The sequence below is a fragment of the Pseudoalteromonas sp. JB197 genome, from assembly GCF_002332205.1.
Lineage (GTDB): Bacteria > Pseudomonadota > Gammaproteobacteria > Enterobacterales > Alteromonadaceae > Pseudoalteromonas > Pseudoalteromonas nigrifaciens.
In genome coordinates this window covers 2,040,508-2,059,697 of sequence record NZ_NRGZ01000001.1, presented here as the reverse complement: position 1 = coordinate 2,059,697, position 19,190 = coordinate 2,040,508, and the positions used below count along the sequence as shown (strand labels likewise).

Below are 19,190 nucleotides of genomic sequence, written 5' to 3'. Positions count from 1 at the left end.
GGAGGATTCATGAATTTTGAAACATATGATACACCAGAGACCAGGTCGGAATTCGAACTACGATTTCACTATCTGCATAATATTATTAAACAAGGTAAGTTTCATGTGAATGCTAATATATCTATGGAAGGAATTCTCAAAGTAAGAAAGCTCCCAAATGGACGGATTGATTTTCTCAGTGTTAATGAACAAGCTCGCCTTAACGCAAACATGATGTATCATATGCGAAATTTCAAGCTACCCGACAATATTGTTCTTGATGAATAATAGGTTAGAACTGAATATCATCGGTAAATTGTGGTGGTCAGTTATAACGGATCACCACATAATGGTTACGTGCACCGAAAGATCAGAAAGCTGACCAATGAAATATAATATCTAGATATTGTGCAGAGTTCGGATAACTTCTGTTAGCGTAAGCATGCATGAATTTTACAAGCATGAGTACTTACCCTAACTCGTAAAGGGGCAGAAACGAGTTACGGCTGATAGTCGGCTTATGGCACTTTCCAGCCACTCGATAACATAAAATGCTGATAATAAATAGGCAAAACATTTCACAGTGTCGGATGGCGCTTCGCTTATCCGACCTACACTTGGCACTTTTTAGCCAATCGATAATGCAAAACGCCTATGATAATTGACGTTGCCTTTTTTCGTTGGGTTTCGCTTCGCTCAAACCAACCTACCTCAATCAAGGTAAAAACTAACCGCTAAGCTTGCGTGTCACATTTGCTTATCAGAGCATTGAGCTGACATTAATAGCAATATTAACTCAGCTCTTTTATCGCTCTACTTATTCCATCTAAACTCAGCGCATACATGCGGTTGTTCATCAGCTCTTTAATAAAACCTATTGATTGATAGTACGGCCAGTGTTCAACGGGTTGTGGGTTGAGCCAAGCCACTTTATCAAAGTGATTTGTGACACGTTGTAACCATACACTGCCGGGCTCTTCGTTGTAGTGCTCTACCGAGCCGCCGGGGTAGGCTATTTCGTACGGGCCCATAGTGGCATCGCCTACAAATATTACTTTGTAGTCGCTGGTAAACTTATTAATTAGCGTCATGGTGTCGATAACGTTTGAGTGGCGGCGTTGGTTGTCTTGCCACACGTGTTCATATAAGCAGTTATGAAAGTAGTAAAACTCTAAGTGTTTAAACTCGCCGTGGGCGGCGCTAAATAATTCTTCGCAGGTATGAATGTAGTCATCCATTGAGCCGCCAATATCAAATAGCATGAGTACTTTTACTGCATTGTGGCGCTCTGGTGCCATTTTTACGTCAAGCATACCGCCTTGTTTTGCGGTAGCGCGAATGGTCTCGTTTAAATCTAGCGTGTCGCTGGCGCCAGTGCGGGCAAATTTACGCAGTTTTTTAAGGGCAAGTTTAATAGTACGCGAGCCAATTTCACGGTCAGAGTCTAAATTGCGATATTCGCGTTTATCCCACACTTTTACTGCTTGGCGGTTACGGTTGCCGTCTTGGCCTATGCGTACACCTTCAGGGTTATAGCCATAAGCACCAAAAGGGGAGGTGCCGCCGGTGCCAACCCATTTATTACCGCCAGCGTGGCGCTTTTGTTGCTCTTCTAAGCGCTCTTTTAGGGTTTTCATTAGCTCGTCGAGACCACCCATGGCTTTTAGCTGGGCTTTTTCTTCATCGCTGAGGTTTTTTTCAAACTCTTTACGCAGCCAATCTTCTGGTAAATTGTGCTGCTGCTTTAAGCTCTCGAGCAAATCAAGGTCGGCAATACCACTAAAGTAGTCGCTAAAGGCTTTGTCGAAGCGGTCAAAGTGCGTTTCGTCTTTTACCATTATAGTGCGTGCTAAATGGTAAAAAGCGTCTACGTCGGCAAATATAACACCCTTTTTTAAGGCGTTAATTAAATCAAGCAACTCGCGCAGGCTTACCGGTAAACGGTATTTACGCAGCGTGAAAAAAAACTGTATTAACATGTTAGGGCCTGTTTATCTTTCGAGGTTAAATTTGCAGCAGTGTGTTTGGTATTTAGGCAAGGCAGAGCCTATGTAGTGTGGTTATTCCCCATAAATAGGCGATAACGCAGCATAAATACCAAACACGCGCTGCCTGAAGGTTCGTCCTAGGGACGATTAACTCTTTGTTGCTCGGCTTTTACTTAGCCCACTAGGTTACAAACCTCGCGCCACGATTAAATCGTCCTTAGTTAGAACAAATTTTAATCCTGAAAGGTCAACAGGCCCTAGCGGCTCATAAACGCGAGTTTTTCGATTAGGCTTATGTCTTGCTCATTTTTAAGTAATGCGCCAAACATTGGCATTAAACCGCCTTTTTTAGCTTTGTCGTGGAGTGTTTTTGCGTCTATATCTTCTGCCATAAGTAGCTTTAACCAGTCGAGTAATTCGCTGGTAGATGGCTTCTTTTTAAGACCGTTTGCTTCGCGTAGGTTAAAAAACACTTCGAGTGCTTGGCGTACTAAATCTTGCTTAACGTTAGGGTAGTGCACGTCAATAATTTGCTGCATTTCATCCGCAGATGGAAAATCAATGTAATGAAAAAAGCAGCGGCGTAAAAATGCGTCGGGTAGCTCTTTTTCGTTATTAGAGGTGATGATCACAATAGGGCGCTCTTTTGCTACCACTCGCTCGCTGGTTTCGTAAACATGAAACTCCATTTTATCGAGTTCTAACAGGAGATCGTTTGGAAACTCAATATCGGCTTTGTCTATTTCATCTATTAATAATACCGGGCGTTTACCGTGTTGGTCGGCGTAAGTAAATGCTTGCCACAGTTTGCCTTTAACTATGTAGTTACTAATATTGTGTACGCGCTCGTCGCCCAGCTGGCTGTCGCGCAGGCGCGAAACCGCATCGTATTCATACAAACCTTGCTGCGCTTTGGTGGTCGATTTAATGTGCCACTGAATAAGTTCGGTATCTAAGCTTTTTGCCAGCTCTTCAGCTAGCATGGTTTTACCTGTACCCGGCTCACCTTTAATTAAAAGTGGCTTTTCGAGCATAATAGCCGCGTTTACAGCTTGCTTAAGCGCAGAGCTGGCGATGTAATTGTCGGTTGAATTAAATTGCACTTTATTACCTTCTTTTCGTCACAGGTCAGATGAGTTTTTATAATCCTATCATGCCATAGTTAATCGGCTTCACCAAGGTAGCTAAACCGAGGAAGAGTTTTGCCGTCTTTTTCAACTGTTTCGCTAAACATTTCTAAAGGGCGTGCCCATATACCAAACTCACCATATAGCGCTTGGTAAATTACCAGTTGCTCACTGGTTTCGCTGTGAGTGGCTACATAAAGCACTTTGTACTGTGGCCCTTTGTAGTGTTGGTATAATCCTGATTTGAGGGAAAGTGGTTTTATTGCTGTAGTCATGTTTTGATCTCTTGTATAATTTGTTTCTGCACTTTTAATGCTAACTAATTTGCCAATACTATGAACTATATTACGCTAGATGATTACAAAAAAGCATGGGTTTTTCGCCATAAAGACATGCCTGTTTCAGCCGATGATGCTGCAAACATTAAACCTATGAGCCTTGAGCGCGCAGCTGTGCTGTGGACAACTATGGTGAGCCGTGAGTTTGATCACCCTGATTTTTTTGATAAAACAGATTGGTGTGGTCAAGATGAAAGTTATAGCCAAGAAGTAAACTGGGAAAGCGCATGGGAAAACGGCGATGAGCAACTTCCCGAAGCCATTTTAGCGCACTTAGACTGGCAAGCTAATACCACGGTTTATTTTTGCATGGCACGCGACAATATTATTGAAACCACCTTTGATGTGTTTAAACGCAACTGGCAAAACTTTATGTTTTTAGCCGACGGCAGTTTACTTATAGGTAAAAAACGCAATACCGTAGTGCAGTTTTTAGAGTCGGGCATGGCTAAATTAGGTGAAAAGCCAAGCGCTTAATTTAGCACTCGGCGCTTAAAAATTACGCAGTACTGTGTTATAAAACATTTACCTAAGTGTTTTTGAGTACGGCAATTGGCAGCAAAAAATGAGCCTGTTGGCGCGCCACAACAAGTTGAAATGTGGCAAGCCGATGCAAAAAAAGTGTTATATGCACAATTGTGTAATGCATTTTATCAACGTGAGGTTCAGCGTTTAGTCGCTGAGCCTAATAGCGATAGGCTGCGTCGCCAATTAAAAAGCCTACCTTATTACATTGAACGTGCTGCCACATTAGTTGCTAATACAAGCTCGCCTTTTAAATTAGATTCACAAAATGGCTCTTGGCTTGCAAAGCAAAAACCGACCCCACCAGAGATTAACATTCAAGCAAATGAACTTTTTTATCAACATAATGCCAAAGTCGGGTTAATAATCCCTATTTTAGTGCGTAGTGATGAGCAAATTCGCGTTAGAATAGACAGCCTAGACCAAGTAAGCGACAATAAAGTGCATTGTAATGAGCTAGGTTGGTTTGCGTTTTCGGGGCAGGGGCTTGAGCTGCCAAACGCCCAATTATTAACGCCAAGTAAAATGTCATTAACCGCGGCGTGTTGCGGGCATCAATGGCAGTTTTCAAAGCGCTGTTTGCCACGGGTTTTATCGCTGCGCGAAATGCTACTGGCAGGAAATATAAATTGGCGCAATGTAAAACGACTACAAACGTAACTTGGTTAATTAAATAAGTTTATTTGAATTTAAAAATAAGGAGTGTTAAATGCGGTTTTTTCAGGTTGGCTTGTTATGTTTAGCACTGTTTGTGCAGTATAGATTGTGGTTTGGCCATAATGGCGTACAAGACTACACACGTTTAAAAAGTGCGGTTGCATCTCATTTACACACTAACGAAAAATTGATTAAACGCAATAAAGTATTAACCGCCGATATAGAAGATTTAAAGCTTGGCCATGAAGGCATAGAAGAGCGCGCACGTAACGAATTAGGAATGATTAAAGCGGGCGAAACATTTATACGTGTTTTACCAGCTCAACAATAATATGACAAATAAACCAACTATAGCTGCCATTATACCTGCTGCCGGAGTGGGTAGTAGAATGCAACATAATGCGCCTAAACAGTATATTAAATTAGCAGGTAAAACTATTTTAGAGCATACGCTCACAAAATTATCTGCTTTAGCGCAGCTTAATACAATTGTTGTAGCCCTAAATGAAAACGATCCTTACTTTGAGCAATTGCCAGTGATTGATGCGCGCATTGTGCGTACTTGTGGCGGTAAAGAGCGTGCTGATTCTGTATTAAACAGTTTACTTTTTTTAGCCACCAACCCGCCCGATTGGGTACTTGTGCATGATGCTGCCCGCCCGCTAGTTACTATTGACGACATAAATACACTTATAAATGAGTGTATAAACGCCGACGAAGGCGGAATTTTAGCCAGTAAAGTAAAAGACACTATAAAACGTGGCCATATTTATGCTGAGCAAACCGTACCCCGAGATGATTTATGGCAAGCCCTTACTCCGCAGTTTTTTAAATACGAAGATCTTAAAAATGCGCTGCAAAATGCACTGGCAAGCGGCGCAGTTATTACCGACGAAGCAAGCGCCATTGAATGGGCTAACAAGCCAGTAAAATTAATACCAGGGCGTAGCGATAATATTAAAATAACCACTCCTGAGGATTTAGACTTGGCTGGTTTTTTACTTCAAAAACAACAAAACGAGAATGCATTATGATACGAATTGGTCATGGTTTTGACGTGCATAAATTTGGCGGTGATGGCCCATTAACTATCGGCGGCGAAAAAATTGATTATCCACAAGGTTTTTTAGCACACTCCGACGGCGATGTTGCTATTCATGCACTGTGCGATGCTATTTTAGGTGCACTTGCAATGGGCGACATTGGTAAACACTTTCCAGATACGGCCAGTGAATATGAAAATATCGACAGCCGAATATTACTGCGTCATGTGGTTAGTTTAGCTAAAGAGCAAGGTTATGTATTGGGCAATGGTGATGTAACTATAGTGGCACAAGCGCCAAAAATGTTGCCACATATTCAAGCAATGCGTAGCAACCTTGCGAGCGATTTAAACTGCGAGCTATCGCAAATAAATGTTAAAGCTACAACCACCGAAAAGCTCGGTTTTGAAGGACGAAAAGAAGGTATTTCGAGCCATGCAGTGGTAATTATGAATAAAGAGTCAATGAGTAAAGCAAACGCATGAGCGATTTAAATTATTTATACGGCGCACCGTTATCAAAAGCTGATTTTAAAACCACAGCCGAAGACTTTATGGTAGATGAAGACTTAGGCATTGAGTTTACCGGTAGCGGCGAGCATGTATGTTTGCAAGTAGTAAAAAAAGGCGAAAACACCCAGTACGTAGCAAAGTTAATTGCGCAGCGAGCTGGGGTATCACCACGCGATGTAAGTTATGCCGGGATGAAAGATCGCCACGGAGTGTGTTCGCAGTGGTTTAGTGTAAAAGTACCCATTAAAAAACCGATTGATTTTAGTGATTTAAACAGCGAAAGCGTGTTTGTTGTATCGCAGCAACGCCACGAACGTAAACTGAGAACGGGCTGTCATAAAGGTAATAAATTTACTATTACGCTGCGCAATGTTACCGATCCTCTGGATATTTTGTGCCGTATTAATGCGGTACGCAGTGGCGTGCCTAACTATTTTGGCGAGCAACGCTTTGGCCGTGATGGCCATAACCTGATAATGGCTGAAAAAATGTTTGCAGGTGAGCGTATTCGCGATAAAAAATTACGCGGTATTATTATTTCTGCAGCGCGCTCGCATGTATTTAATCAACTCGTAAGTTTACGAGTAAAGGAGCATGGTTTAGCTAAAACCATGCACCGTGAAGTATTTATGCTCAGCGGCAGTAACGCCTTTTTTGAAGACGCTATTAGCGATGAAAATATTGCCCGCCTAGCCTCTGGCGATATTATGATGTCGGCACCTATGGTAGGTAAAAGCGAAAAAGGGCTCACCGAACAAGAAAAAGTATGGCTTGGGCCTTATCAGTCTTGGTGCGATGGTTTAGGCGAGTTAGGGCTAAAAAATGAGCGCAGAATGCTGCGTTTAATCCCGCAAGATTTTAGCGTAGAAACCATAGATGAAAGCACTTTGAAGTTAAGTTTTGGTTTACCAAAAGGCTGTTTTGCTACGGCATTATTACGTGAGCTGGTGGATTACACAGACGCAAGCCCACGCGAGCGAAAAGAAAAGGACAGCAAAGATGAAGATCCTATTAAGTAACGACGATGGTGTAGGCGCTAAAGGTATTGCGGTGTTATATCAAGCATTAATGCAAATTGCCGAGGTCACTTTAGTTGCCCCCGACCGAAACTGCAGTGGTGCAAGTAACTCGTTAACTTTGCTTAACCCACTGCGTGCTACAAAGCTTGAAAATGGCTTTATATCGGTTAATGGTACACCTACTGACTGTGTGCATTTAGGCGTTAACCAGCTTGTTGATGAAATGCCCGATTTAGTGGTCGCAGGTATAAACCACGGCGCTAATTTAGGTGACGACACTTTGTACTCAGGCACGGTAGCTGCAGCAACCGAAGGACGCCATTTAGGTTTGCCTGCTATTGCGGTGTCTTTGTGTTCGCACCACGGCGAGCATTTTGAAACGGCGGCAGCGGTAACTATAAGTATTATTAAAGGTTTAGCATCGCATCCGCTACCAAAAGATCAAATTATAAATATTAATGTACCCGACATTCCTTTAAGCGAATTAAAAGGCGTGCAGGTAACGCGTTTGGGTGCGCGCCATAAAGCCGAAACCATGACCAAGCAAACCGATCCTTGGGGTCGAGATATTTACTGGTACGGATCTTTAGGGACAGAAAGTGATGCTGGAGAAGGTACCGATTTTCATGCAATTAATAATGGCTATGCCTCGGTTACCCCACTGAGTGTTGATATGACCGCTAACGAGAGCATTAAAGCGGTAGGGGAGTGGTTAGCTGATTTGGAGATAAACCGTGCTGGCTAATTATACCCGCAGCGCCAAGGCGCTATCAGCGCTATTACAGCGTGAAGGTGTTGAGGATACGCAAGTACTAGATGCGATTGCACAAATACCACGACATATATTTGTGGGTGACGTGCTGCAACATAAAGCGTATCAAAATACTGCGTTACCAATAGGCCAAGGGCAAACTATTTCGCAGCCTTATATTGTGGCGCGTATGACCGAACTGCTGCAATTAGCTGGTGTGCGCGACAAGGTGCTAGAAATAGGCACGGGATCGGGCTATCAAACGGCAATACTGGCTAAAATATTTACCAAGGTTTACTCAGTAGAGCGTATTAAAGCATTACAATGGCAAGCTAAACGCCGTTTACATCAGCTCGATTTATATAATGTGGCAATGAAACATGGCGATGGCTGGCAAGGTTGGGAGTCGCAAGCGCCGTTTAACGGCATTATAGTCACTGCAGCCGCGGCTAAAATCCCGCAAGATCTATTAGCTCAATTAGCAGATGGTGGTGTGTTACTTGCCCCAATTGGCGAGCAAGAGCAAAAATTAACTATGGTTATTCGCAATGGTAATAACTACACAGAACACGTAATTGCGCCGGTTAGATTTGTACCGCTAGTCGCTGGTGATATTGAATAGGAATTCATTTTGAAGTTGTTTACTAAGTTATACGATATGGCTCTAGTGTGGGCTAAGCACCGTCATGCTGAGCGTTATTTAGCTGCAATGAGCTTTGCAGAGTCTGTGTTTTTTCCTGTCCCTCCTGATGTAATGCTGGCACCAATGTCGCTTGCTCAGCCTAAAAAAGCATGGCGGTTTGCAAGTTTTGCCACTATAGCGTCTGTTGTTGGTGGCATAGTAGGTTATTTACTCGGCTTTTGGTTATTTGAACCGGTTGTTGAGCCACTTATAGTACAAATGCACTGGCAAGATAAATTTGATATTGCACTTGATTGGTTTAAAAACTATGGCGTGTGGGTGGTGTTTATAGCGGGTTTTTCGCCTATTCCTTATAAAGTATTTACTATAGGCGCAGGGGTATTACAAATGGCATTTTTGCCGTTTTTAATTGCGTCTGCAGTAGGGCGAGGTGCTCGGTTCTTTTTAGTTGCTGCACTGATGAAGTGGGGCGGTGTTAAAATGGAGCAAAAATTACGTCAATACATTGAAGTGCTTGGATGGGCAGTTGTGCTTTTAATTGCAGTTGCATACATTTTATTACGTTAAGCACTATAAAATAATGTTATTAACATAAGGAGCTAAATACAGTGAATAAACAAATAAAATGTTATGTTGCTTTATTTATTAGTATTTTGCTCTTTGCTTGCTCGTCTAACCATGTTCCGGCGCCTGTCAGTAGTTTAAATAATGATGTTAATAATTACGGCAGAAAAATTAACATTAATGGCGATAAATATACTGTTCAAAAAGGCGATACACTTTATTCTATAGCATTTAGTGCAGGCCAAGATGTTAGAACCTTAGCAAAAAATAATTCAATACCAGCACCTTACACAATATTCCCCGGGCAGAGTATTTCCTTTTCTGCCATAGCAAAAAAAGACAAAAAGACAAAAAAATATACTCCTCCCATTAAAAAAGCCGCAAAAACTTCACAAAAAAATAACAATGAATCAAAGAAAGAGCTTGATAAGCCTAAACAACGAGGGTATGTTCAGAAACAAGCCAATAAAAAAATTAGTAACTCTAAGCATTTGTCGAGTAGTAAAGTGCAGTGGTTTTGGCCAGCAAAAGGCAAAATAACACAACGCTTTTCGAACAAGGAAAATGGCTACAAAGGCTTACAGATTGCTAATAAAAAAGGGGCTGCCGTTTTAGCCGCCGCACAAGGAACAGTGGTTTATGCGGGTAATGCGCTTCGAGGTTATGGTAGTTTAATTATTTTAAAACATAATGACGACTACTTGAGTGCTTATGCACACAACTCGAAACTACTTGTTAAAGAAAAACAGGAAGTTAAGGCTGGACAGAAAATAGCAGAGATAGGAAATACAGAATCTGCGGTAACGGCACTTCGTTTTGAAATTCGCTACCGAGGGCAAGCTGTAAATCCTGCTAAGTACCTTCCCTAATTTTTAAAGATATTGATAACTTGCTCAGGAGAAGTCTTATGGCTGATGCAGCAAAAGTTGATAAAAACACCCTCGTAGATAATAAATTAGATGAAACTGCTGTTGATGATGATTCAACACCGCTGCTTGAAGCTGTGGATGATGACGTATTTGTCAAAGAAGAAGTCACTAAAAATTTAGATGCTACTCAGCTTTATTTAGGTGAAATTGGTTTTTCTCCGTTGTTAAGCGCTGAGGAAGAGGTGTTTTTTTCTCGTAAATCTTTAAAAGGGTGCGAAGCGTCTCGCAAGCGCATGATTGAAAGTAACTTGCGCCTTGTAGTAAAAATTGCTCGTCGTTATAACAACCGAGGTTTAGCGTTACTTGATTTAATTGAAGAGGGTAACTTAGGCTTAATTCGCGCCGTAGAGAAGTTTGATCCTGAGCGTGGCTTTCGATTTTCTACTTATGCAACATGGTGGATACGCCAAACGATAGAACGCGCCATTATGAATCAAACGCGCACTATTCGCTTGCCAATACATGTAGTAAAAGAACTTAACGTATATTTACGTACCGCGCGCGAGCTAACTCAAAAATTAGATCATGAACCAACCGCCGAAGAAATAGCAGCTTGTTTAGATAAGCCGGTTGAAGATGTCACCAAAATGCTGCGCTTGAATGAAAAAATAGCCTCGGTTGATATGCCGATCGGCGGCGAAAACGATACCGCTTTACTCGATATTATTGCCGATGACAACAATGTTGGCCCTGAGGGCGAAGTACAAAATAACGATATGGATAAACACATTGTTGACTGGTTAGGAGAGCTAAACCCAAAGCAGCGTGAGGTATTAGCCCGTCGCTTTGGTTTATTAGGCTATGAGCCATCAACGCTTGAAGATGTTGGCCGCGAAATAGGGTTAACCCGTGAACGCGTTAGACAAATTCAGGTAGAAGCATTACGTCGCTTAAAAGATATTTTGCAACAAGAAGGCTTAAGTACAGAGAGTTTATTTGAGCACTTTGCGTAAGTTTTAATAAAGTACCATGTTATGTGTAAAAAAGCTGAAGGTTTTATTCTTCAGCTTTTTTTTGTTTGTAAATTAAAGAAGTGCTTTTAATTTATAGAGTAAATTGTGAGCTTGTCGCGGTGATAGATTATCAGGATCGATAGCCGTTAACTGCAATTCTACTTCAGAAGGGCTAATTTGTTGGGCTTCATTATTAAAGGTAAATGCTTGCTGCTCAATATTAGGCGCAGTGACGCTTTGGTGATTCTCGAGTAATTTAAGCTTTTGTTTTGCCTGATTTATTACAGACTTGGGTACACCAGCAAGTGCAGCAACTTGTAAGCCAAAGCTTTTACTTGCTGCGCCATCAAGTACCGTGTGCATAAAGGCAATGGTGTCGTTATGCTCTATGGCATCAAGGTGCACATTTACCAGCCCAGGCGTTTGCTCTGCAAGCTCGGTTAGCTCAAAGTAGTGGGTGGCAAACAAGGTTTTTGCTGATATTTTTGACGCTAAATGATCGGCAGTAGCATACGCAAGCGAAAGCCCATCGTAAGTACTGGTTCCGCGGCCAATTTCATCCATTAATACCAAAGATTGCGCTGTGGCATTATTTAAAATCGTAGCGGTTTCGGTCATTTCTACCATAAAGGTAGAGCGGCCTGAGGCGAGATCGTCACTTGCGCCAATACGGGTAAATATACGGTCAATATTGCCTATTTTAGCGCTGTCTGCGGGTACGTAACTGCCAATATGAGCCATTAGCACTATAAGTGCTGTTTGGCGCATATAGGTTGATTTACCACCCATGTTTGGACCCGTAATTATTAACATTTTACGTTGTGCATTTAGCTCTACTGGGTTAGCAATAAAGGGTTCTTTCATTACTTGCTCAACCACAGGATGACGACCTTGTTTAATGCTTATGTTGTCGTTATCGCAAAGTATTGGTTTAGCGTAGTTAAGTGTAAGTGCACGTTCTGCTAAGTTATTTAGTACATCTAAGTCGGCAAGGGCGGCTGCCATTATTTGTAATTGCTCAATATGCGGCGCAATAAATCTAAATAACTCTTCGTAAAGCTGTTTTTCGAGCGCCAATGCTTTTGACTGGCTGCCAAGTACTTTGTCTTCGTGCTCTTTTAGCTCAGGAATAATATAGCGTTCATTATTTTTAAGTGTTTGGCGACGAATATAATCGGTAGGCACTAAATGCGCATTGGCGCGGCTTACCTCAATAAAAAAGCCGTGTACTCGGTTATAACCAATTTTAAGGGTGCTGATCCCTGTACGTGCACGCTCTCGTAACTCTAACTGATCAAGCACATCGGTTGCGCCTTTGCTTAAGTTACGCCATTCATCAAGCTCGCTGTTATAACCAGGGGCAATTACACCACCGTCGCGAATAAGTACCGGCGGGTTTTCGATTACTGCACGCTCTAATAGCGCTTGTAAATCAGGTAGCTCAGGCGATTGCTTAATAATGCTGGCAATGCGCGGATCGCTGGCATCGTTTAATAAAGTATGCAGCGGTGCAAGTGCTTGTAAGGCGCTACGCAAACGAGTTAAATCGCGAGGACGAGCAGTGCACAAAGCAAGGCGGGCAATAACACGTTCTACGTCGCCAATTTCTCTTAATGATTCGTGTAGCTCACCACAAAGCTGTACATCTAAAATTGCGCTAATAGCGTTTAACCGCGAGTTTAGCTCGTCTTTATTACGCACAGGGGTATGAATACGGCGCTTAAGTAAACGAGATCCCATAGGGGTTGCTGTTTTATCAAGTATTTGCGCTAGCGTGTTTTCAAATCCACCCGATAAATTAACGGTCAGCTCTAAATTTTTACGAGTAGCAGCATCTAAAATAACGGCATGCTCGTTGTGTTCAAGAGTAATGGCACGAATATGGGGTAATGCAATACGTTGAGTGTCTTTAACGTATTGCATTAAACAACCTGCGGCAACTAAGGCGCAGTGGGCTTTATCAACGCCAAAACCGACTAAATCTTTTGTACCAAATTGCTCACACAATAAATGCTGGGCGGTGTCTAAATCAAATTCCCACTCAGGGCGGCGACGCGCGCCTTTAATGTGCTCAATTAAATGAACATTTTCGAAGCTTTCGCTATACAGTAATTCTGCAGGGGCGAGGCGTTGAATAGTTGAAGTAAATGCCTCGTCGGTATTAACTTCTACAACGTTAAAACGACCCGAGTTAATATCAAGGTATGCAATGCCATAAGTACCATTTTTACTCTGCCATACGCTGGTAAGTAAGTTGTCTTGGCGCTCTTGCAGTAGGGCTTCATCAGAAATAGTACCTGGGGTGACAATACGCACCACTTTGCGATCAACAGGCCCTTTACTGGTAGCCGGATCGCCTACTTGTTCGCAAATAGCAACAGATTCGCCCATTTGCACTAAACGGGCTAAATAGTTTTCTACGGCATGATAAGGTACACCGGCCATAGGAATAGGATCGCCACCGGCTTTACCGCGCTGAGTTTGCGAAATATCGAGTAATTGAGCGGCGCGTTTTGCGTCATCAAAAAAGAGTTCATAAAAATCCCCCATCCGATAAAACAATAAAATATCGCGATGCTCTGATTTTATTTTTAGATACTGCTGCATCATAGGGGTTTGTTGTTTTATAGTGTGTGGAGCATAAAGATCAAACGACATGTATTTACCCAAAGGCTGAATATGAAATTACATCAAGAGATTAAAACACTTGCTGCGCAATTAGGCGCTATTTTAACGGATAAATGCTTATGGATCACTACTGCTGAGTCATGTACTGGTGGCGGGGTAAGTTATGCACTTACCGACACCCCTGGAAGCTCTGCCTATATTGACCGTGCATTTGTAACTTACAGTAACCAAGCAAAGCAAGATTTACTAAATGTAAGTGCCGCCACATTAACGCAATATGGGGCGGTAAGCGAGCAAACGGTGCGTGAGATGGCTTTAGGCGCAATTGCAGCAACTAATGCCGATATTGCGATTACTGTATCGGGTATTGCAGGCCCAGGAGGAGCAACCCCAGATAAGCCGGTAGGCTTAGTATGGTTTGGACTACACATTAACGACAAGCAGCTGGTATTTAAACAAGTATTTACCGGCGATAGAGCACAGGTTAGACTGCAAGCTATTGTATTTTCTTTAAAAACTATAATAGAGCAGATAAAATAATAAAATTAACTTGATACTGTGATTTCATACAGTATACTTGTCGCATTAGCTGGATTTGGAGAGTAAAATGAACGATAACAAACAAAAAGCGTTGGACGCGGCTTTATCACAAATTGAACGTCAATTTGGTAAAGGCTCAATTATGAAATTGGGTGATAACAAAGCGTTAAACATTGAATCTGTATCTACAGGCTCATTAGGTATCGATATTGCCTTAGGCATAGGTGGCTTACCTATGGGGCGTATTGTAGAAGTATATGGTCCTGAGTCGTCTGGTAAAACAACGCTTACTTTGCAAGTTATCGCTGAAGCACAAAAAGAAGGCAAAACATGTGCCTTTATTGATGCTGAGCATGCTCTTGATCCAGTTTATGCACAAAAGCTTGGTGTAAACATAGATGAGCTTTTTGTATCGCAACCAGATACTGGCGAACAAGCACTCGAAATTTGTGACATGTTAGTACGCTCAAGCGCGGTTGACGTAGTTATTATTGACTCGGTTGCAGCACTTACACCAAAAGCTGAAATTGAAGGCGACATGGGCGACTCGCACATGGGCTTACAAGCACGTTTAATGTCGCAAGCATTACGTAAGCTAACAGGTAATATTAAACGCTCGAACACCTTATGTATTTTCATTAACCAAATCCGTATGAAAATTGGTGTAATGTTTGGTAACCCAGAAACAACAACGGGTGGTAACGCACTTAAGTTTTACGCATCGGTACGTATTGATATTCGTCGTATTGGTTCGGTAAAAGAAGGCGACGAGGTTGTTGGTAACGAAACCCGGGTTAAAATTGTTAAAAACAAAGTAGCACCGCCATTTAAGCAAGCCGAATTTATCATTATGTATGGTGAAGGTATTTCTAAACAAGGCGAGCTAATTGACTTAGGTGTGAAGCACAAAATTGTTGAAAAAGCAGGTGCTTGGTACAGTTACTGTGGTAATAAAGTTGGCCAAGGTAAGTCTAATTCAATTAAGTTTTTAAAAGAAAACCCAGAAATCGCAGACGAAATTGAAGGCAAGTTACGCGAAATGCTTTTACTTAAAGCAACTATTGAACCAGACGATGGTGAAGATAAGTTAGGCGATGAAGCTGACCTTTAAGCAGTATTAAATATTTAAGCTTGATTTGACCCGAGCTTTAAAGCAGCGCTAACCAGTAATGGTTAGCGCTTTTTTTTGGTTTAAATTTACAACTGCCAATTTACAGATAGAGCGTAGTTACGCGGTGCACCATAGTAACCTTGAGCCCAATATAAGCTGTGTAAGTATTTTTCACCTGTGGTGTTATTAATATTAAAAGTAACGCCTATATTTTCACTCAATTTATAAGTTGCCATTAAATCAAGTAATCCGTAGGCATTTTGCTTTGTAGTCACGCTTGCGATTTTGTTAGTATTTTTGACTTGTACTCGGCTTGTTGAATCTTGCCAGCGATAATTTGCACCAAACGATAAACCATCAATGAAAGGAACTTGATAGATTGCTGCCACCTTGAGTTGATTTTCTGGGGTGTAATCTTTTACTGTGTCATCGCCATCAATGCTTAAATTACTAAAGCTAATGCTTGCACTCAAGTCATCTGTAAACTTACCGCTTAGCTCTACTTCAAAACCATTACTGTTAATACCATTCGCAGCGTAGTAACGAGTATCGTCGGGTAATGAGTTAGGTATAGCGATAGCAAGGCCATCTTGTTTTGTATCAAAGTAAGCAAGTGTTACAAAAACTTGCTCGTCTAAAAGCTGGGCTTTAACACCTAGTTCGCTACTTTTACCTGTAATAGGTGCAAGTTGGTTAGCATTTATATCAAGCTCCTTTTGCGGCACAAATGTTTCTGTGTAGCTTGCATAAGCCGATAAAGATTCGTTAAAGTCATACACAGTGCCAATGTAGGGTATTAGCTGTGAGTCACTTTGTGTTTGCGCAACGCCATAAGCTGTGCCTGTTGTTTCCCAATCGGTATAACGCACACCAGCTAGTAGACTTAAAGGTTCGCTTAATTTGATACGAGTAGAAATATAAGCAGATTTTTGCTCATTAGTTATATTGCTACCATTTACACTATCTGTAAGTGTTGCTTGTGGTATTACGCCATCCCACGTTTTAAGTGACGGCATTGCCGGAAAACCATTCCCTGTAGTGTAATCGTAAAGAGATTGCTCGGTGTAATCCATTTTTGCTTGGCTAACACCCAATGACAAGTCGTGCTCTTGGCCAAATAAATCAAATTTACCACTCGCATATAGATCAAATAAGTCGTGCTTATCGCTATAATCATAACGGCTTGCGTAACCGGTTAAGCCAAGTTCGGTGTCTTTATCAGGGGTACCGTATACATAAAATAATTCAGAGTCTTGCTCGTTTTCAACATGAGCGTAACGCGCTTTAGCCACCCATGTTGCTGATAAATTTTGTTCAAGCGTTACATATACTTGCTCGGCACTGTTATCCCAGTAAGACCAGTCAGCCGCAGTGCTAGTTGATTCGTCATAGTCTGTTGGTGTGCCATCGGTATAATAAAGTGGTAGTGCACCCCAAAGTGGGCTATCGGCATCTTTTTGTTGATTAACGTAGTTAACACTTAGCAGGGTGTTATCGGTTAACTTTCCCTCGTAGGCTAAATAAATAACGGTTTTATCTGTTTCGTAGCGATCTAGATATGAGTCGGCTTTTTGTTTGGTAAATACAGCTCTAACAGCATGCTCTTCATTAATAGGCGTTGATACATCTAAATCTAAGCGTTTTTTATTCCATGAACCGTACGAAACAGATGCATTAGCTTGGGTTGTGTAAGTTGGTTTTTTTAGCACCATATTTACAGTAGCAGAAGGGTTACCTGTACCTGTCATTAAACCGTTCGCGCCACGAACTATTTCTACACGGTCGTAAATTGAGGTATCAAGGCTGCCTTGAATTGATCCCGAGCTTTGTGGAATACCTAAACCATTAACTTGAAAATTTGTAATATCAAAGCCACGGGCTTTAAAATAAGTACGATCGGTTTCTATTTGCTCTACCGTTACACCCGGCGTGCTTTCTAGCACTGCGTTTATATCATCGAGTGAAAAATCATCCATTAAAGCGCGAGAAACAACTGAAATAGACTGCGGAGTTTCTTTTATGGTTAAACCTAGTTTGGTTGCCGATTGTGCTTCTTCGGTAATATAGTTTTTATGATGTTGACCATACACAGCAATCTTTTCAATTTGCTGCTCGCTTTTATCGTTTTTTGCAAATGCATGCGCAGATAAAATTAAAGAGGTAATAAGGCTTAGTTTAGATAAACGCAAAACTTTAGAGGACGACATGGTGTTTTCCAAAAGGTTCAAAAATAAAGTGCTTAACTTAATCTAAATGATATTGATTTGCAATTGTGTTATTGGTTTTTATAACAATTTGTACTATCGGGATTAATAAAGAGTGATGAAGTTGATAAAACAGATGAGACTTATAAATTAATTAACAAAAAAAAGCGGCCAAAGCCGCTCAAGGAAGTAAACTATGTACGCTTAAAATGCATACTTAACCGAGAATTGTAAACGGTCCATATCGCCATCGTTACCGCTTTCAAGCTCGCGCTCGGCATGCTTAAACTCAGCACCAAAAGTTAAGCGTTTAACTGGTGAGTATAAAATGTTAGCACTGTAGCTTTGGCTTGATTTAGTTGGATCGCCTGTAAGGGCGAGTAAGTCTGTGTTGTTATCAGCACTGAAAAATGAATATAAGAAAGTTGAACGCCATTGGCTATTCCACTTATGCTGATACGCTACAAAGCCAGAAGTTGAATCAATAGCATCTAAATCATCGCCATTGAGTACTGCACCATGGGCTACATTAACACCAACATAACGGCCTAAGCCTTTACCTTGTGTAAGCATAAACTTAAAGTTGTCTTCGCCTAGTTTAACCATACCCGATGCACTAACACCAAATGAAGTTTCATCGGCATCAATAGCACCTACTTTATAAGTAAGTTGACGGGCAAGTGCAGCAACTACTAAATTACCCCAGTCAGCTTTATGGGTATAACGTGCAGTAAAGTCAGGAAGTGAAGCATCGTCGGTTACAGCCATACCGCCGCCAGCAGTAGTAATGGTGCTTTCTGGGTTTTCTAATGAGAAAGACCAAGCGCCAGTAGTGTATTTAACTTGAGTTTGGCGTACAAACACTGTGCCCTCTGCTGGGCCTATAAAATCAAGTGCTTCAGGTAGTGCGCCAACGTTTTGAAAGTTAGACCATGTTTGGCCAAATAACCAACCATCGTAGCTAATAAATGCATGACGTACACGTGGAGCGTAAGAGTTAGATACACGCTCGTTACCACCAGGAGCAGAAGCCAAAAAGTCGATTTCAATTTTGGTGTTAATGGTTTTGCCATTATCAAGTAATGTGGCTGTACCAAAGTTAAAACGAGATTCACGGGCATGCATATCAAATACAGCGTCAGAGCTATTGTCTGGGCCTACAGTCACTGTGCTCGGTACATAAAAGTCACGACCCACGTTAGTGCCCGCTGGTGCGCCTGCAGAATAGTCACTCCACATAGCATCTAATTTAATGTATCCGCCGTAAGTAAATTCAGTATCTCCAACTTTTGCTGCAGTGGCTGCATAAGCTGTGCTTGAAAGTGCACATAGTACAGCACTTGCTGCAAGTGTTTTTAATGGGGTAAATTTCATTGTTGCGTCCTTTATAGGCTACGTGTTGATTATTGCTTTTTATTTAGAGTGTATTAATAGCATGACTATTATTTATGAATAAAAGTTAATTTAAAAATTTTTTATTCGTTAAATAAAAATTAAAGCTAATTAATGTAAATATTATAATACTTAGGTGAAGCACTTTTAAATATGTACACTATTTACTCAATCATCTATTAGTCTATAAGACTAAGGTGTAATGATTACAATGTGATTATTTACTTACATTTAACATCATGTATTATTTATGTAAAAGTAATAAATAGCGCAGCGATTATAAACAA

At 41.3% G+C, this 19,190-nt stretch carries 20 protein-coding genes; 14 read left to right on the top strand and 6 right to left on the bottom strand.

Going from position 1 to position 19,190, the window contains the following annotated elements:
• The first annotated feature begins 9 nt into the window (after positions 1-9).
• Positions 10-267 carry an AVAST type 1 anti-phage system protein Avs1c gene (gene avs1c, locus CIK86_RS09775; protein ID WP_086997919.1) on the top strand — a complete coding sequence of 86 codons (258 nt, stop codon included), beginning with the start codon at positions 10-12 and terminating at the stop codon, positions 265-267.
• 503 nt (positions 268-770) lie between these two features.
• Here the strand turns inward: avs1c and CIK86_RS09770 are convergent.
• From CIK86_RS09770 to CIK86_RS09760, 3 genes are all read right to left on the bottom strand, one after another.
• Positions 771-1,958, bottom strand: a complete 1,188-nt coding sequence (locus tag CIK86_RS09770) for a VWA domain-containing protein (protein WP_086997921.1) — start codon at positions 1,956-1,958, stop codon at positions 771-773.
• Positions 1,959-2,224: 266 nt separating this feature from the next.
• Positions 2,225-3,070 (bottom strand): MoxR family ATPase, encoded by an 846-nt coding sequence (locus tag CIK86_RS09765; RefSeq protein ID WP_011327376.1) that lies wholly within the window; start codon positions 3,068-3,070, stop codon positions 2,225-2,227.
• Positions 3,071-3,129: 59 nt separating this feature from the next.
• Positions 3,130-3,369, bottom strand: coding sequence for a DUF1653 domain-containing protein (locus CIK86_RS09760; protein ID WP_086997426.1), 240 nt, complete (start codon positions 3,367-3,369; stop codon positions 3,130-3,132).
• A 60-nt stretch (positions 3,370-3,429) separates the two neighbouring features.
• Here CIK86_RS09760 and CIK86_RS09755 point away from each other — a divergent pair, with 60 nt between their 5' ends.
• The 11 genes from CIK86_RS09755 (at position 3,430) to rpoS (ending at position 11,028) form a co-directional block, all read left to right on the top strand.
• Positions 3,430-3,909: a DUF2947 domain-containing protein gene (locus CIK86_RS09755; protein WP_086997423.1), complete on the top strand. Its 480-nt coding sequence runs from the start codon at positions 3,430-3,432 to the stop codon at positions 3,907-3,909.
• A gap of 75 nt (positions 3,910-3,984) precedes the next feature.
• Positions 3,985-4,617 carry a hypothetical protein gene (locus tag CIK86_RS09750; RefSeq protein WP_058372701.1) on the top strand — a complete coding sequence of 211 codons (633 nt, stop codon included), beginning with the start codon at positions 3,985-3,987 and terminating at the stop codon, positions 4,615-4,617.
• A 49-nt stretch (positions 4,618-4,666) separates the two neighbouring features.
• Positions 4,667-4,945, top strand: coding sequence for a cell division protein FtsB (gene ftsB / locus CIK86_RS09745; RefSeq protein WP_058372702.1), 279 nt, complete (start codon positions 4,667-4,669; stop codon positions 4,943-4,945).
• Position 4,946: 1 nt separating this feature from the next.
• On the top strand, positions 4,947-5,648 hold the full coding sequence (gene ispD, locus CIK86_RS09740; protein ID WP_086997420.1) for a 2-C-methyl-D-erythritol 4-phosphate cytidylyltransferase: 702 nt from the start codon (positions 4,947-4,949) through the stop codon (positions 5,646-5,648).
• Positions 5,645-6,142, top strand: a complete 498-nt coding sequence (gene ispF, locus CIK86_RS09735) for a 2-C-methyl-D-erythritol 2,4-cyclodiphosphate synthase (protein WP_086997417.1) — start codon at positions 5,645-5,647, stop codon at positions 6,140-6,142. The genes ispD and ispF overlap by 4 nt, the downstream gene beginning before the upstream one ends.
• Complete coding sequence (locus tag CIK86_RS09730; RefSeq protein ID WP_086997414.1) at positions 6,139-7,188, top strand: tRNA pseudouridine(13) synthase TruD; 1,050 nt, start codon at positions 6,139-6,141, stop codon at positions 7,186-7,188. The genes ispF and CIK86_RS09730 overlap by 4 nt, the downstream gene beginning before the upstream one ends.
• Positions 7,169-7,933: a 5'/3'-nucleotidase SurE gene (gene surE / locus CIK86_RS09725; protein WP_011327384.1), complete on the top strand. Its 765-nt coding sequence runs from the start codon at positions 7,169-7,171 to the stop codon at positions 7,931-7,933. The genes CIK86_RS09730 and surE overlap by 20 nt, the downstream gene beginning before the upstream one ends.
• The gene (locus CIK86_RS09720; protein ID WP_011327385.1) at positions 7,923-8,561 is read left to right on the top strand and encodes a protein-L-isoaspartate(D-aspartate) O-methyltransferase; all 639 of its coding nucleotides are present in this window, start codon (positions 7,923-7,925) and stop codon (positions 8,559-8,561) included. The genes surE and CIK86_RS09720 overlap by 11 nt, the downstream gene beginning before the upstream one ends.
• Positions 8,562-8,570: 9 nt before the next feature.
• Positions 8,571-9,149: a YqaA family protein gene (locus CIK86_RS09715; protein ID WP_041454351.1), complete on the top strand. Its 579-nt coding sequence runs from the start codon at positions 8,571-8,573 to the stop codon at positions 9,147-9,149.
• Between the two features lie 41 nt (positions 9,150-9,190).
• Entirely contained in the window at positions 9,191-10,015 is an 825-nt protein-coding gene (locus CIK86_RS09710) for a peptidoglycan DD-metalloendopeptidase family protein (RefSeq protein WP_086997411.1), read from the top strand.
• Positions 10,016-10,053: 38 nt separating this feature from the next.
• Positions 10,054-11,028: an RNA polymerase sigma factor RpoS gene (rpoS, locus tag CIK86_RS09705; RefSeq protein WP_086997408.1), complete on the top strand. Its 975-nt coding sequence runs from the start codon at positions 10,054-10,056 to the stop codon at positions 11,026-11,028.
• Positions 11,029-11,100: 72 nt separating this feature from the next.
• On the opposite strand, the gene mutS is transcribed toward rpoS, so the two are convergent.
• Entirely contained in the window at positions 11,101-13,686 is a 2,586-nt protein-coding gene (gene mutS / locus CIK86_RS09700) for a DNA mismatch repair protein MutS (RefSeq protein WP_086997405.1), read from the bottom strand.
• A gap of 21 nt (positions 13,687-13,707) precedes the next feature.
• On the opposite strand from mutS, the gene CIK86_RS09695 reads away from it, so the two are divergent.
• Complete coding sequence (locus CIK86_RS09695; protein ID WP_086997402.1) at positions 13,708-14,196, top strand: nicotinamide-nucleotide amidohydrolase family protein; 489 nt, start codon at positions 13,708-13,710, stop codon at positions 14,194-14,196.
• Positions 14,197-14,263: 67 nt separating this feature from the next.
• A complete protein-coding gene (gene recA / locus CIK86_RS09690) occupies positions 14,264-15,307 on the top strand; it encodes a recombinase RecA (protein ID WP_011327391.1) in 1,044 nt (347 codons plus the stop codon).
• A gap of 86 nt (positions 15,308-15,393) precedes the next feature.
• On the opposite strand, the gene CIK86_RS09685 is transcribed toward recA, so the two are convergent.
• Entirely contained in the window at positions 15,394-17,514 is a 2,121-nt protein-coding gene (locus tag CIK86_RS09685) for a TonB-dependent siderophore receptor (protein ID WP_086997399.1), read from the bottom strand.
• A 201-nt stretch (positions 17,515-17,715) separates the two neighbouring features.
• Entirely contained in the window at positions 17,716-18,885 is a 1,170-nt protein-coding gene (locus CIK86_RS09680) for a DcaP family trimeric outer membrane transporter (protein ID WP_086997396.1), read from the bottom strand.
• Positions 18,886-19,190 lie beyond the last annotated feature (305 nt).